Source organism: Streptomyces sp. NPDC096040 (assembly GCF_040303265.1).
Taxonomy (GTDB): Bacteria; Actinomycetota; Actinomycetes; order Streptomycetales; family Streptomycetaceae; genus Streptomyces.
Map to the genome: position 1 here is coordinate 1 of NZ_JBEOTA010000057.1, position 13282 is coordinate 13282.

Annotated in this window: 11 protein-coding genes; 2 read left to right on the forward strand and 9 right to left on the reverse strand. The window is 70.0% G+C overall.

Annotated features, from left to right (window positions below):
- Nucleotides 1-74: 74 nt before the first annotated feature.
- The 8 genes from ABTY98_RS40125 to ABTY98_RS40160 form a co-directional block, all read right to left on the reverse strand.
- Nucleotides 75-761 (reverse strand): RNAseH domain-containing protein, encoded by a 687-nt coding sequence (locus ABTY98_RS40125; RefSeq protein ID WP_352226131.1) that lies wholly within the window; start codon nt 759-761, stop codon nt 75-77.
- A gap of 351 nt (nt 762-1112) precedes the next feature.
- On the reverse strand, nt 1113-3119 hold the full coding sequence (locus ABTY98_RS40130) for an acetoacetate--CoA ligase (protein WP_352226107.1): 2007 nt from the start codon (nt 3117-3119) through the stop codon (nt 1113-1115).
- Nucleotides 3116-3739: an RBBP9/YdeN family alpha/beta hydrolase gene (locus ABTY98_RS40135; RefSeq protein ID WP_352226108.1), complete on the reverse strand. Its 624-nt coding sequence runs from the start codon at nt 3737-3739 to the stop codon at nt 3116-3118. Before ABTY98_RS40135 ends, ABTY98_RS40130 begins: the two co-directional genes overlap by 4 nt.
- Nucleotides 3736-5022 carry an MFS transporter gene (locus tag ABTY98_RS40140; protein ID WP_352226109.1) on the reverse strand — a complete coding sequence of 429 codons (1287 nt, stop codon included), beginning with the start codon at nt 5020-5022 and terminating at the stop codon, nt 3736-3738. The genes ABTY98_RS40135 and ABTY98_RS40140 overlap by 4 nt, the downstream gene beginning before the upstream one ends.
- Nucleotides 5023-5113: 91 nt before the next feature.
- Entirely contained in the window at nt 5114-6034 is a 921-nt protein-coding gene (locus tag ABTY98_RS40145; RefSeq protein WP_352226110.1) for a TauD/TfdA dioxygenase family protein, read from the reverse strand.
- A gap of 38 nt (nt 6035-6072) precedes the next feature.
- On the reverse strand, nt 6073-7047 hold the full coding sequence (locus ABTY98_RS40150; RefSeq protein WP_352226111.1) for a quinone oxidoreductase family protein: 975 nt from the start codon (nt 7045-7047) through the stop codon (nt 6073-6075).
- A gap of 72 nt (nt 7048-7119) precedes the next feature.
- Entirely contained in the window at nt 7120-8178 is a 1059-nt protein-coding gene (locus ABTY98_RS40155; RefSeq protein ID WP_352226112.1) for a beta-keto acid cleavage family enzyme, read from the reverse strand.
- A gap of 307 nt (nt 8179-8485) precedes the next feature.
- The gene (locus ABTY98_RS40160; protein WP_352226113.1) at nt 8486-9508 is read right to left on the reverse strand and encodes an AraC family transcriptional regulator; all 1023 of its coding nucleotides are present in this window, start codon (nt 9506-9508) and stop codon (nt 8486-8488) included.
- 187 nt (nt 9509-9695) lie between these two features.
- Between ABTY98_RS40160 and ABTY98_RS40165 the strand changes: the two genes are divergently transcribed.
- On the forward strand, nt 9696-10805 hold the full coding sequence (locus tag ABTY98_RS40165) for a TauD/TfdA family dioxygenase (protein WP_352226114.1): 1110 nt from the start codon (nt 9696-9698) through the stop codon (nt 10803-10805).
- Nucleotides 10806-10828: 23 nt separating this feature from the next.
- The gene (locus ABTY98_RS40170; RefSeq protein ID WP_352226115.1) at nt 10829-12334 is read left to right on the forward strand and encodes a long-chain-fatty-acid--CoA ligase; all 1506 of its coding nucleotides are present in this window, start codon (nt 10829-10831) and stop codon (nt 12332-12334) included.
- On the opposite strand, the gene ABTY98_RS40175 is transcribed toward ABTY98_RS40170, so the two are convergent.
- Complete coding sequence (locus ABTY98_RS40175; protein WP_352226116.1) at nt 12303-13265, reverse strand: bile acid:sodium symporter family protein; 963 nt, start codon at nt 13263-13265, stop codon at nt 12303-12305. The genes ABTY98_RS40170 and ABTY98_RS40175 overlap by 32 nt on opposite strands.
- Nucleotides 13266-13282 lie beyond the last annotated feature (17 nt).

The following is a 13282-nucleotide window of genomic DNA, read 5'->3' on the forward strand; positions in this document are numbered from 1 at the left end:
GAGAGCTACTCCGCCGGGCTGCACCTGCGCGGATCCATCCTCTGGTTACGCAGCCTGCCAGCCCTCCCGTGATCTCAACCCAGAACACGCCCTAGCCCGGGGTTCCAGGCCGGGATGTGTGTATCGATGGTGGGTTTGCCCTTGTTGGGTCCCTGGCGCAGCGGCCGGGGCGCGATTTTGTCGGCCTCGACGGCGGAGTCTCGGAAGGTGCTCGCTTTGGGTGTGGTGCTGTAGAAGATCCGGCCGGAGGATCGTGCGGTGTCTTCGTCCTCCACCCACAGCCCCTGGGGCAGGCCGTTGACTTCGCCGGGAGAGGCGTTGCCCCACCATTGCGGGGTCTCCCGCCCTGCTGCCGTACGTACGCGAATCAACCGGAGATCGGGGTCGAGTCCCACCGGCTGCACATGCCCGGTCTTGATCAGATCCCGTTCGGTTCGGCCGTCCTGGAGCCAGGGCCAGTGCAGCCGACTGTTCTGCGAATGGGTCAGCAGGGCGGTGGGTCGGCCGCGAAGAGAGCGGACCATTTTCTGGAGGTATCGGGCGGTCGCCCTGCGCTGTTCGTCCATGTTCTGCTGCCAGACGCGGTACTTCGAACGCTGCTGCGGTACGAAGGCGGCTTCGGTGTCCGTGTGCGTCGCGGTCTCGGTCTCGGTGGGTTCGCTGACCTCCGGGATTTCGGCTGTCTTGTCCAGGCGGAGCAGGAACTGGGGGTAGGGAATCCAGCGTCCCGTCCGCTCGTCCCAGCCTGTGACGGCCGCCAGGCCGCTGCCCGGTGCCCGGTGCCCGCGGTGTGACCATGACGGCCACCGGGGTGTGGCGGGGCAGTCGGGTGGGGCCGTCCTTGCGCCGCTTGACCATGTACGTGGCGACGTAGCGCAGGTCCTTGGGGATCGCTTCGCCGAGCGTGATGCCGACCTGAGCGCCGGTACTGGCGGCGCTTCGCGACAGCAGCCGGCGGCCGCAGTGGTGCCTCCGTGCGGCTCGCCCGCCGCCGCGTCACGGGCCGACGCACGGACCTGGTCGCCGACCGCAGGCCATCGAGGCCCGGTTCCGCGACCACGGTGCTAATGGTGCGACAAGTCGGGCAGGCGAGGTCATTGAAGTGCCCGCTCCTACGTCTTGCCTCTCATGTTCCGGCTCTCGTTCGTCCGTGCTCGGAATTCCGCGAACCACTCCAGCATGTGGCCATTCGTGACGGCTCCAGGACCGGTGACGTCGGCCACGTGGGCGCCTTGCAGAATCCGTTTCACCGGCACCTCGAGCTTCTTTCCGGTCAGCGTGCGGGGTAGCGCGGGTACCCGTGCGATCACGTCGGGCACATGGCGCGGGGACAACTGCTGCCTGATGGCCGCTGTGATCCGCTCCCGCAGGTCGTCATCGGTCTCCTGGCCGCCGGCGGTCACGACGAACAGAGGCATGAAGTAATCGCTGTCGGCCTGTTCGACACCGACGACGAGGCTGTCCGAGATGCCGGGCAGTTGCTCCACCACGGCGTAGATGTCGGCGGAGCCCATCCGCACCCCCATGCGATTGAGCGTGGAGTCGGAGCGGCCGGAGACGACGACCGACAGGTCCCTTTCCACAGTCACCCAGTCACCGTGTCGCCACACGCCCGGGTAGGTGTCGAAGTAGCTGGCCCGGTAGCGTGCGTCACCGGGGTCGTCGACGAAGCGCAGTGGCATGGACGGCAGCGGGGCGGTTACCACCAACTCCCCTTGCTGGCCGGTCAGAGGCCGTCCCGTCGCGTCCCACGCCGCCAGCGCCACGCCGAGTGCCGGGCACTGCATGCGGCCTACGCGTACCGGGAGGAGCGGGGAGCCGCCTGCCAGAACGGAGCAGACGTCGGTTCCGCCGCAGATCGACTGCAGCCACACGCCGGGAGTGAGCCGGTCGTGGATCCACCGCCAGGTGGTCGGAGGCATGGCCGAGCCTGTCTGCAGGACCGAGCGCACGGCACCGAGGTCGAGGTCTGCTGCCGGGTGCAAGCCCGACTTCTCCACGGCTGCGAGATAGGCAGCGCCCACCCCGACCATCGTCGCCCTGGTCCGTTCGGCGGCCCGCCAGGCGCCGGCAGCGTCGGGAAAGGTGGGGCTGCCGTCGTAGAGGACGATCGTGCTGCCGTGCAGCAGGCCGCCGACCAGGAAGTTCCACACCATCCAGCTGGTGGAGGTGACGAACAGGTACCGGTCCTCGGGGCGCAGGTCGACACCGAGCCCGAGCGCCTTGAGCAGTTCCACCACGATGCCGCCGTGGCTCTGCACGATGCCCTTGGGGACGCCGGTGGTTCCCGACGACCAGAGGACCCAGAGCGGGTGGTCGAAGGGTACGTCGGCGAAGTCCGGTGCCTCGTCGGAGGATGGCAGCGCGGACCACGCGTGCACGGTGATGTCGGATCGTACGGACCATGCGTCCGTCTGCGGTGGGAGGAGGTTGTCGACGGTGAGGAGGTGGCGGACGGTCGGCAGCCCGTCCAGAAGTTCGGTGACCGTGGTCCGTTTGTCGTGTTCCTTGCCCCCGTAGCGGTAGCCGTCCGCGGCGACGAGAACCGTCGGCCGGGCCTGCGTCAGCCGGGCGAGCACGCTGGGCGTGCCGAAGTCGGGTGAGCAGGCCGTCCATACGGCACCGATCGCCGCGGTGGCGAGCAGTGCCACCACCGCCTGCGGCAGGTTGGTGAGGTAGCCGGCGACGCAGTCGCCGGGCTGCACACCCATTTGCCGGAGGGCGGCCGATACGCCGGCGACCTCGCGGCGCAGCTGCGCCCACGACGTCTCGACCGGTTCGCCGCGCTCGGTCATGCTCACCAGTGCCGGACGCGCGTCGGTGGCGTGGGCCAGGCACCGTTCGGCGAAGTTCAGCCGGGCGCCGGTGAACCAGCGGGCGCCCGGCATGGTGGTGTCGGCCAGCACCTCGTCGTACGCGGTGACGGCGTCCAGCCCGTAGTACTCCCACACCGCCGACCAGAAGCCCGCCAGATCGGTGGAGCTCCACCGCCACAGCTCGGCGTAGTCGGCGAAGTTCAGACCGCGGGTCTCCTCCAGCCATTCCAGGAACACCGCGACGTTGGAGTCCTCCAGTTCGCGGCGCCCCGGTGCCCAGAGCAGTTCGGTGTCCGGGCTCATGGGTGCCCCCCGGTGGGCGTCTCCTCAAGCGGTGCGCTGCAGGAGTCGGACTCCAGTATGCGGATCAGTTCCTCGGCCAGGGGCCACTCACCGTACCCGGAGGCCGGGTTGAGGTGGCCGACAGCGCCCAGTTCCACCAGTCGGCTGTCCCAGCTCCGGGCCAGCTCGGCGACGCACTCCGGTGCGCCGAGCGGGTCGTTCGCGCTGGCGGCGACGACGCTCGGGAAGGGCAGCGGCTTGCGAGGCACGGGTGTCCAGCCGTGGGCCGCAAGCTCGACGCCGGTGGGGTAGCCGGCCGGCAGGGGTGTCTCGAAGTCCGGCGGTGTGGCCAGCAGCGCGCCGCGCACGTCCGCGCGGTGTCGTTGTGCCCAGTGCACCGTGGTCATGACCCCGGCGCTGTGGGCGACCAGCAGGATCGGACCGTGCAGGGGCGCCAGCGCAGCAGCCAGGTTGCCGACCTGGGCTTCCAGGCTCAGACGTTCCCTCTCCAGCGGGGGAACGGTGCGGACGACTCGTCCGGCCTCGGCGAGACGTTCGGCCAGCAGGGTCTGCCAGTGGTCCCTGACGTGGTCGCGCAGACCGGGGACGATGACCACGGTGGGTTCCGCGGCAAGGCTCATGAGGGAATCTCCGACGGTTGCTTGGGCTCCGCCTTCACGGCGAGGTCGTCGAGACGGAGCAGATCGCGTTCGTACCAGTGCCTGCCGACCAGGAAGGCCAGCGTGGCCACGACCGCGACGAGGGGCACGATGCGCAGGGCGCCCAGCAGCCCGAAGCGGTCCGCGAGCGCGCCCGTGACCGCGGGGCCGGGGGCCAGCCCGAGCAGGCTGTTGGCCAGGGTGAGGGTGGCGAACGCGGTGGCCGCGATGGAGGCGGGGGTCAGGTTCGCCACCATGGCCGCCGCGGGTCCGGCGGATCCGGCGGACAGCAGGCAGCCGACGGCCAGAGCAAGCAATTGGGCAGGTCCGGTGGGCAGTTGGAAGGCGAGGGTCAGCAGGAGGAGCGCGCCGAGGCTGCAGCCGGCCGCGACGGCCCATTTGCGGATGGGGGCGGTGGAGCTGATGCGGTCGGAGGCCACGCCTCCGAAGATCATCCCCAGGCCGATGATCATGGCGAAGGCGCCGGCGGCTCCACCCGCCTTGGCCGGTGCCATGTGGTAGTAGCGGTTGAAGAAGCTGGGCAGCCAGGACAACAGGGCGCCGGCGATGAACAGTTGCAGTCCGCTGCCGACATAGGCGCTGATGACCGAGACGGACGAGAACAGGCGGGGCAGGTGAGCGCGCAGCCGCCCGCGTGCTTCCGCTCCGCCGCCGTCGCCGGAGGGGCGTCCGCGCGGCGCAAGTCTGCTCTCCTTGACCACGACCCCATACACGGCAGCGAGTATCAGGCCGAAAATCCCCATCGCGGCGAACGCCCAGCGCCAGCCGGCCGCCTGGGCCACTGCGCCGCCGACGGCCACGCCCAGCACCGAGCCGAAGGCGCCGCCGGCGATGAAGGCACCGGACAGGGTGGCCCGCAGGGTGGCCGGGAAGATGCTGAGGACCACGGCGATGCCCACACTGCCGTACGCCGCCTCGCCGATACCGACGAAGAGACGGCCGACGAGCATCTCGCCGTAGCTGGCCGATATGGCGCACCCGAGGGTGGCCAGGCTCCACATCGTGGCGGCCAGCAGCAGACTCCGGACCCTGCCCCACCGGTCTGCCATGAGGGACATGGGGAAGGTGAGCACGCCGACCGCCAGGGCCACGATGCCGCTGAGCGAGCCCAGGGAGGCGTCGGACAGCAGCCATTCGGCCTTCAGCAACGGGAAGACGGCGTTGAGGACCTGGCGGGACATGTAGTCGGACAGCAGTAGGCCGAAGCCGAGTGCGAAGACCGTCCAGGCATAGCCTTTGGACACGGGCCATTCTGTCGCGGACAGTGTCGGGCCCGTGGACTGCGCAGTGGTGTGAAACTCCATTGTCATCACCTCGACTGCTGGAAGGGGAAGGTCAGAAGGGTCTGTCGCCGACGATTCCGGCGCGCTCCATCTTGCGGACGGCGGGCCAGTAGTCCTGGACGGCGTAGTGCTGCGTGGAACGGTTGTCCCAGATGGCCACGCTGCCCGGACTCCAACGCCAGCGCACCTGGTACTCGGGGATCGCCGCCTGGCTGATCAGGTAGGTGAGCAGATGGCTGGCGCCGGGCGCGTAGTCCTGGCCGAAACGCACGTTCTCGGGCGTGTGGTAGTTGACGAAGTGCGTCGCGAACGCGTTGACGAAGAGGATCTTCTCGCCCGTCTCGGGGTGGGTCCGCACGACCGGGTGTTCGGCGTCCGGGAACCGCTCCTTCAGCGCGAGGCGCTGTTCCGCGGGCATGACGGCGCCGAAGGTGGCCTCAATGCTGTGCCGGGCGCGCAGTCCCTCGATCCGCGTCTTGATGTGGTCGGGGAGCCGACGGTAAGCCTCGACCATGTTGACCCAGATCGTGTCTCCGCCGACCGAGGGCGATTCGACGCAGCGCAGTACGGCGCCCATCGACGGGTTCACCCGCCAGGTGCCGTCCGTGTGCAGGGCGTTCTCGTAGTGCTCCGGGGGGCTGTCCAGGTCCTTGTAGATCCTGACCAGCCCGGGGTGGTCGGGGTCGCTGCCGGCGACTGGGTGGTCCTCCAGCGCGCCGAAGCGCGAGGCGAACGCGACGTGGTCGGCACGCGAGATGTCCTGGTCCCGCAGGAAGAGGACCTTGTGCTCCAGCAACAGGCTCTTGATCTCGGCGAAGAGGCCGTCGTCACGGGCCGCGTCGGCCAGGCTCACGCCGCTGAGCTCGGCTCCGATGGTGCAGGTCAGCGGATCGACTTCGATCGAGGTGCGGCACGCACTCGGGCGCACCAGCGCCGGGGCCTGCCGCGGCGCTGACGAGAGGGTGTCTGGCATGGGTGGTCACTCCCTGGGGTGGAACGGGGCGCGCCCTCTCACAGGACGAAGACCGAGGACCCGGTGGTCCGGCCGGCTTCCAGGTCGCGGTGTGCCTGCTCCGCGTCCTCGAGGGCGTAGCGCTGATTGATTTCGATCTTGATGCGCCCGGCGGTGACGTGCTCGAAGAGCTCGCCGGCCAGCGTGGCGCGCTCGGCGGGGTCGGCGATGTAGTCGGCCAGAGCGGGCCGGGTGACGAACACCGAGCCGTGCAGGGCGAGTTGCATCGCGTCGATCGGCGGTACGGGGCCGGAGGCGGTGCCGAAGCACACGAGGAGCCCGCGGCGGGCCAGTGAGGCGAGGGAGCCCGCGAAGGTGTCCTTGCCCACGCTGTCGAACACGACCGGGACGCCCGCGCCGCCGGTCAGCTCGCGGACCCGGTCGGCCACGTCCTCGTGCCGGTAGCGGATGACGTGCTCGCATCCGTGTGCTCGGGCGATGTCAGCCTTCTCCTCGCTGGACACCGTTCCGATCACACGGATGCCGAGCAGCGCGGCCCACTGGCACACGATCAGGCCCACCCCACCCGCCGCGGCGTGCAACAGCACGGTGTCGCCGGGCTTCAGCGGATGGATCCTGCGCAGCAGATAGGCCGCGGTCAGGCCGCGCATGGTCATCGCGGCCGCCGTCTCGCAGCTGATCTCGGGGGGCAGCTTGATCAGGTGCGAGGCGGGCATGACCCGCTCCGTGCTGTAGGCACCGAGCGGACTTCCGGTGTACGTCACCCGGTCGCCCTCGGCAACGTCAGTGACACCGTCGCCAACCGCCTCCACCACGCCGGCGGCCTCGACGCCGATGCCGTCAGGCAGCCGGACCGGGTACAGCCCGCTGCGGAAGTAGGTGTCGGCGAAGTTGAGACCGACGGCCTCCTGCCGGATGCGCACCTCGCCCGGGCCGGGGGCGCCGACGGTGACCTCCTCCCACTTCAGGACGTCGGGGCCACCGGTTTCGTAGAAGCGGACAGCGTGTGCCACAGAGTGCTCCGAAGGATTCGCGCGGGTGGGGGTTGCCTGCGTGCGGGGCCGGCCCTGCACGCCGGGTATAGGTCAGGCCGTGACGTCGCGCAGCATGAAGCCGCGCTGTCCCGGGCGGCGGTTGGGCACCATGCCGAGCCGGGCGAGGGTCTCGTCGGCGTCCGCGTAGTACTCGCCGATCTTGTAGATTCGCTTGGCGTCGGCTCCGGTGGCGATGTCGCGGCCGAGCGCCTCGGAGATCCTCACCATCTGCTCGACCTGGGCCACGGAGGACATCCGCTCCCCCTTGGCGCGCCAGAGGTTGTCCTCGTTGCCGACGCGCACGTGCTGGCCGAGGGCGATGGCGACGGCGTTCATCGGGGCCACGGCGCGCATGGAGCTCTCGATGGTCAGGACGGCGCCGTCCGGCACACGGCGGATGAACTCGATCAGGTCGGCGGGGTGCCGGCCGGCGAAACCGCCGCCGATGGCGACGTAGTTGAGGATCAGCGGTCCCGTGTAGATGCCCGCGCGGATCAGCCGCTCCACGGTCTCCAGCTGGGCCAGGTGGGCGAGCTGGAAGTGCGGCTGGATGCCGTTCGCGTGCAGGCGCTTGAGGTGCTCCAGGTAGAAGTCGGGACCGGCCTCGACGACCATGTCGCGATAGGCCCGGTAGTAGTCCGGCTTCGCGATCGACGTGCCCTGGAGGTCGTCGTCGTTCATGATCTCGACGATGTTCATCTGGCTGGTGTTGATCGCGATCGTCACCTGGTCAGGCGCCGGCGTGAGTTCGGCGAGCAGGTGACGGGTGTCGTAGGCGAGCCACTTGGCGTCACCGCCCTCGCCCTCGGGGGCGAAGGAGATCGACCCGCCGATCTGGAGCACCATATCCGGCACGGCCTCGCGCAGCCGCCCGAGCAGTTCGTTGAACATGGACATCCGCTTGGAGCCCTTGCCGTCGAGTTCCCGGACATGGATGTGGAGTACCGTCGCGCCGGCGTTGTAGCAGTCCACGGCCGCCTGTACGTGCTCGTCCATGGTCAGGGGCAGGTCATCCGCGTCCCCGGGAAGCCACTCGGGGCCGTACGGCGCGGCCTGGATCACCAGCTTCTCCTGGTTCTCCGGGAAGAGTGAGTCGTCGTGGAAATGCACGGGGCTTCTCCTTGGCGTAGGGGTGATCGCGTCACGGAGCAGGCAGCGGACGCGACGATGGGCCTGCGACGGCGGAAGGCCGGGCCGATGGCAACAACTAACTGGCCCAGTGGTTGCCGGCCGATCCGGAGGGAGTGCCCTCAGGGGAGCTGCAGAGCGCTCCCTCCGGAGGCCGACCGCCTGCGCGGTGGTGCCAAGGTAGGGCGGGCGGCACGCGGCCGCTTTGCCTGTGGTGACAGGCGACTTGCCAATCGGGGACACACGGCCGGGCCCCCTCGTGCCACGGGCCGACGCGCGTCTTGCAGGCTCAGCTTCCGCCGGGCGCTGCCGGGCCGCTCCGGCTCTTGCGCCACTCGCGCGGACCGGTGCCGAAGTGCTCGTGGAACCAGCGGGAGAACGCACTCAGCGACGAGAATCCCAGCAGCGTGGACACCTCAGTCAGGGAACGGTTGGGGTTGGCGACGAACTGCTCCGCGAGCGCCGTACGGGTCGAATGCAGCAGTGAGGAGAACGTCTCTCCGGAGCGGGCCAGATGGCGGTGAACGGTGCGCCGGTCGACGCCGAGGCTGCGTGCGATCTGCTCGATGGAGCAGCGCCCGGTCGGCAGCAGCGCCTCGATGAGGTCGCGCACCCGGTCCACCTCGGATGCTTCCCTGGGGGCCGCGATGGGCTCGAAGTACTGCCGGGTGTAGCTGCGCAACTGGTCGTCGGCCATGGCGTTGGGGGCGTCCAGGTCCTCGGCGTAGAAGACAATGCCGTTGAAGTCGCGGTCGAACTCCACCGAGGGCCCGAACAGGCGACGGTGACTGGCGGTGTCCCGCGGCGCCGGGTGGGCGAAGCAGACCGACGAGGGGCGCCAGTGCGGGCCGAGGAAGCCGCTCAGCACACGGTGGAACGCGCCCACGGCGAGTTCCGTGCCCTGCCGGGCCGGCTGCGGTTCGCCGAGCCGGAGATCCACCTTGAGCGTCGCCACTCCGTTGCCCTCCGCGAGCCGCGCGTGCAGGACCTCGTTGTAGGTGTGCTGATGGCGGATCAGCAGGGCCAACGCACTGCGGACATCGGGCTCTTCCCGGACGAGCAGGCTGATGGGACCGAGGTTGGAAAAGCGCCGCCGCTCGGTCAGCAGCAGACCGAAGTCCTCGCGCCCGGAGGCGGTGGCCGACAGCTGCAGCAGCCTGACCACCGCCGTGCCGGAGATCCACCGGTCCTGCACGGCCAGGTCCGCGGTGTCCAGGCCGACGCCCTTCATCAGCGCGCGGGGGTCGAGACCGAGAGATCGGCTCAGCTCGACGTAGCCGTTCAGCGCGGCGGTGCGGGCAAGGGGCCTCATGGGCACGCTCCAGGGGCAGCGGGTCCCCAGAAGTTAAGTTTCTCGTCCCTGCACGTCAAGCACGACGGGCGAGTGATTCGTAGCATCCCAGTTCAACGCGGCCCGTGCGGCGGCGCGGCGGCCGTGACGCCCGGCCATCGCGCCGCCGGAAGAAACTGCCCGCTCCTCAGACCTCGCGGAGGCGACCATGGCCGAAACGCCACATACGCCGACGGTGCCGACCAAGCCGTTCAGGGGCCCCGCCCTGTGGTACGGACCCGACCTGGCGGGCCGTGACGACTGGGTTCTGAGTCTGTCCGCCGAAACCCGTGAGGAATTGCGTACGGCGCTGCACACCGCCCGCGCTCGCGCTGCCACCCTGCTGCGGATGACCGTCACCGACTTCCCGCTGCCCACGCTCGCCGCCGAGCTGAATCGCGCTGCGAGAACGCTGGCCGAGGGGCGGGGCTTCCTTCTGATCAAGGGCGTCCCTGCGGATCTTCTCGGAGAGGCTGAAGCGAGCACCGTGCTGCGCGGCATCGGCCAGTACCTCGGCAGGCCCGTCCCGCAGACCGCCGACGGCCGTACCCTCTACCACATCCGGGACGCCGGCCCGACGCCGGACGGACCGGCGCCGCCCGCCCACCTGACCCGGGCAGCGCTGCCGTTCCACACCGCAGAGGCGGACCTGCTCGGCCTGCTGTGCCTGCGGCCGGCCCGCTCGGGCGGCCGTACGCTGCTCGCCAGTGCCGCTGCCGTGCACAACGCCGTGCTCGAAACCCGCCCGGATCTCGCTGGGCGCCTGTACCGCAGCCACCTCTTCGACCGCCAGGAGGAGCGGGCGCCCGCCGAGGACGCTTATCTCGCCTCCCCGCTTGTCACCCGGCATGGCGACCGACCCAGCATGCGATACGACCACGCCCGCCTGGACAACGGGGCGCGCACTGCCCGCGGTGGTGGCCCAGACGGCGCCCGGGCCGCCGACAAGGAGCTGTACGACTTCATCGAGACGACGGCCGCCTCGCCCGCCGTCCAGCTTGAACTGGATCTCCAGCCCGGCGATCTGCTGCTGCTCGACAATCACTTGGTGCTGCACGCGCGCTCGGCGTACGAGGACTTCGACGCCCTGGAGCACAAACGCCACCTGCTGCGCCTGTGGCTGGCCCGCCATGGGGACGCCCACCTGGCCGGACGCACTGCCGGACCGGACTCCCGCCCCGATACACGCATCGGGGTCACCCCACTCGACGTCATCCGCCCCCGGAGCCTGCGCATGGCACGCCGCGGCTGCGGCTGTCCGCCGCTGCGCACCCACTGAGACGAATCGAGGACCCCACGGTCATGACCAATCTCGCCACACTCCTGGTGAACTCTGCGGCTGTGCATGGAGAGCACGTCGCCGTACGCCACGACGACACCACCCTGACCTACGAGCAGCTCGACGAGGCGAGTGCCCGGCTCGCCACCGTCCTGCGCGACCGGGGTGTCCGGCCGGGCGACACGGTCACCATGACCATGCCCAACGTGCCGCTCTTCCCGGTCGTGTACTACGGCATCCTGCGGGCCGGTGGCGCGGTGGTGCCGATGAACCCGCTACTCAAGGCCCGAGAGGCAGCCTTCGTGCTTCGCGACTCGGGGGCCCGGCTGGCGCTGGCCCACCCGATGTGCGCCGAGGAGGTCGCGAAGGCGGCCGCCGAGACCGGAGCGGCGTGCCTGGTCACGGATTCCGACGCCTTCCAGGCGCTGCTGCTCGCTGCCCAGCCCATGGCCGACGTCGTCGAGCGGGCCGACGACGACACCGCCCTGATCCTGTACACCTCGGGCACCACCGGCACGCCCAAGGGAGCCGAACTGACCCACCGCAACCTGCTGACCAACACGGCCACCACCGCGGAGACCCTGCTTCTGCTCGGTCCGGAGGACGTCCTGTTCGGCGGACTGCCGCTGTTCCACGCCTTCGGGCAGACCTGCGCCATGAACGCCTCCGTGGCCGCCGGCGCGACGCTCACGCTGCTCCCCCGGTTCGATGCGGGGCGGGCCCTGGAGGTCATGCGCCGCGACGGGGTCACCGTCTTCCTCGGCGTGCCGACGATGTACTCCGCGCTTCTGCAGGCCCGACGCTCTGACGGGCATGCGGCATCCCGGCTCCGGCTCGCGGTCTCGGGCGGCGCCGCCCTGCCGGTCAAGGTACTGCACGGCTTCGAACGGACCTTCGGGGCGACCGTGCTGGAAGGCTACGGCCTGTCGGAGACCTCTCCGGTGGCCGCCTTCAACCATCCGGACCGCCCGCGCAAGACCGGCTCGATCGGCACACCTGTGCGGGGAGTCGAGATGAAGCTCATAGCGGACGACGGGGCCACCGTGCGGCCCGGCGCGGTCGGTGAGATCGCCGTGCGCGGTGAGAACGTGATGAAGGGCTACTTCGACAACCCCGACGCAAGCACCCACGCCCTCCGCGACGGCTGGTTCCACACCGGCGACCTTGCACGCGTCGACGAGGACGGCTTCTACTTCATCGTGGACCGGAAGAAGGACCTGATCATCCGGGGCGGATACAACGTGTACCCACGGGAGATCGAGGAGGTCCTCTACGGGCACCCCGCGATCGCCGAGGCCGCGGTCGTGGGAGTCGCGGACCCGGTGCACGGCGAGGAAGTCGCTGCGGTCGTCGTGCTGAGGGCCGGTGAGGAGGCGACGCCGGAGGAGATCCGCGACTATGTCAAGGAACGCGTCGCGGCCTACAAGTATCCGCGCATCGTCAGCCTCACCGCTGAGCTTCCCAAGGGCCCCACCGGCAAGATCCTCAAGCGGGAGATCAGCCTCCCGCCGCCGTCGGTCCGCTCATGAGTCGCACGCCTCCGCGAAGCTCAAGGGCGCGTGCGGGCCGGCGGCGTGCCTTGGCCGGTGCCAGGCGGTACCGGGGCCTGGCGCCGGCGGCTGAGGAACATGGCGATCGGCAGGGCCGCGGCCAGCCCGCTGAGCAGGACCGCTGCCAGCGCCCCCAGCACGGCGGTCTGGTCGTCGAACGCGAGCCCGATCGCGGCCAGCGCGGGACCCGCGTTGCGTACCGAGGCGACGCCGCCCATGGTGGTGCGGCGCACCGGCGGTCCTGTGGCCAGCACGGTACCGATGCCGAAGCAGCGGCCGCGAGCAGGAAGCCGGCGAGCAGGGAGAGGGAGCCGAAGAGATCCACGACTGCTCGCCAGTTGCCGAGCAGCATGCCCGCCAGCACGATAAGGAAGGTGATGTTGGAGACCGCGGCTGCCGTGGGGTGCCATGACCGCGCCGTGGGCGTGGCGTAGCGGCGCATGAGCAGACCGATGGCGAACGGCACGAGCTGGAGCAACGCCACGGTGCGGACCAGCGCCCCGACGTCGAGGGACACGTTGGTGCCGATGTCGGCGGCGGTGAGGATGCCGTTGACCGTGGGTGCGAACGTGAGACTGCCGATGGAGGCGAGCAGTACCTGCATCGCCGCGCCCGCGACGACATCACCGTTCTGCACCATGGCCAGTTTCGCGCCGAAGGGGCCGCCCGGGGACGAGGCGACGAGGACGAGGGCGACGAGCGAGGCCGGCGGGAGGCCGAGGAGCGTGCCGATGCCCCAGCCGAGCAGCGGGATGATCACCATGTTGGCGAGCAGCGCCAGCAGGAGCAGCGGGACGTTGGTGAAGACGCCCCGCAGTGCGGGGACGGTGGCCCCCAGGCCGGCTGCGAACATCGTGGCCACGATGAAGATGACGGTGACGGCGTTGAGCACCAGGTGCAGTGTGTCCATCGGCCTTGCCTTCCGGG

What these genes read in the sequence shown, in the direction of transcription:
- ABTY98_RS40130 (WP_352226107.1), bottom strand. Translation starts at nt 3,119, where the DNA reads ATGAGCCCGGACACCGAACTGCTCTGGGCACCGGGGCGCCGCGAACTG.
- ABTY98_RS40175 (WP_352226116.1), bottom strand. Translation starts at nt 13,265, where the DNA reads ATGGACACACTGCACCTGGTGCTCAACGCCGTCACCGTCATCTTCATC.
- ABTY98_RS40160 (WP_352226113.1), bottom strand. Translation starts at nt 9,508, where the DNA reads ATGAGGCCCCTTGCCCGCACCGCCGCGCTGAACGGCTACGTCGAGCTG.
- ABTY98_RS40170 (WP_352226115.1), top strand. Translation starts at nt 10,829, where the DNA reads ATGACCAATCTCGCCACACTCCTGGTGAACTCTGCGGCTGTGCATGGA.
- ABTY98_RS40145 (WP_352226110.1), bottom strand. Translation starts at nt 6,034, where the DNA reads ATGCCAGACACCCTCTCGTCAGCGCCGCGGCAGGCCCCGGCGCTGGTG.
- ABTY98_RS40135 (WP_352226108.1), bottom strand. Translation starts at nt 3,739, where the DNA reads ATGAGCCTTGCCGCGGAACCCACCGTGGTCATCGTCCCCGGTCTGCGC.
- ABTY98_RS40165 (WP_352226114.1), top strand. Translation starts at nt 9,696, where the DNA reads ATGGCCGAAACGCCACATACGCCGACGGTGCCGACCAAGCCGTTCAGG.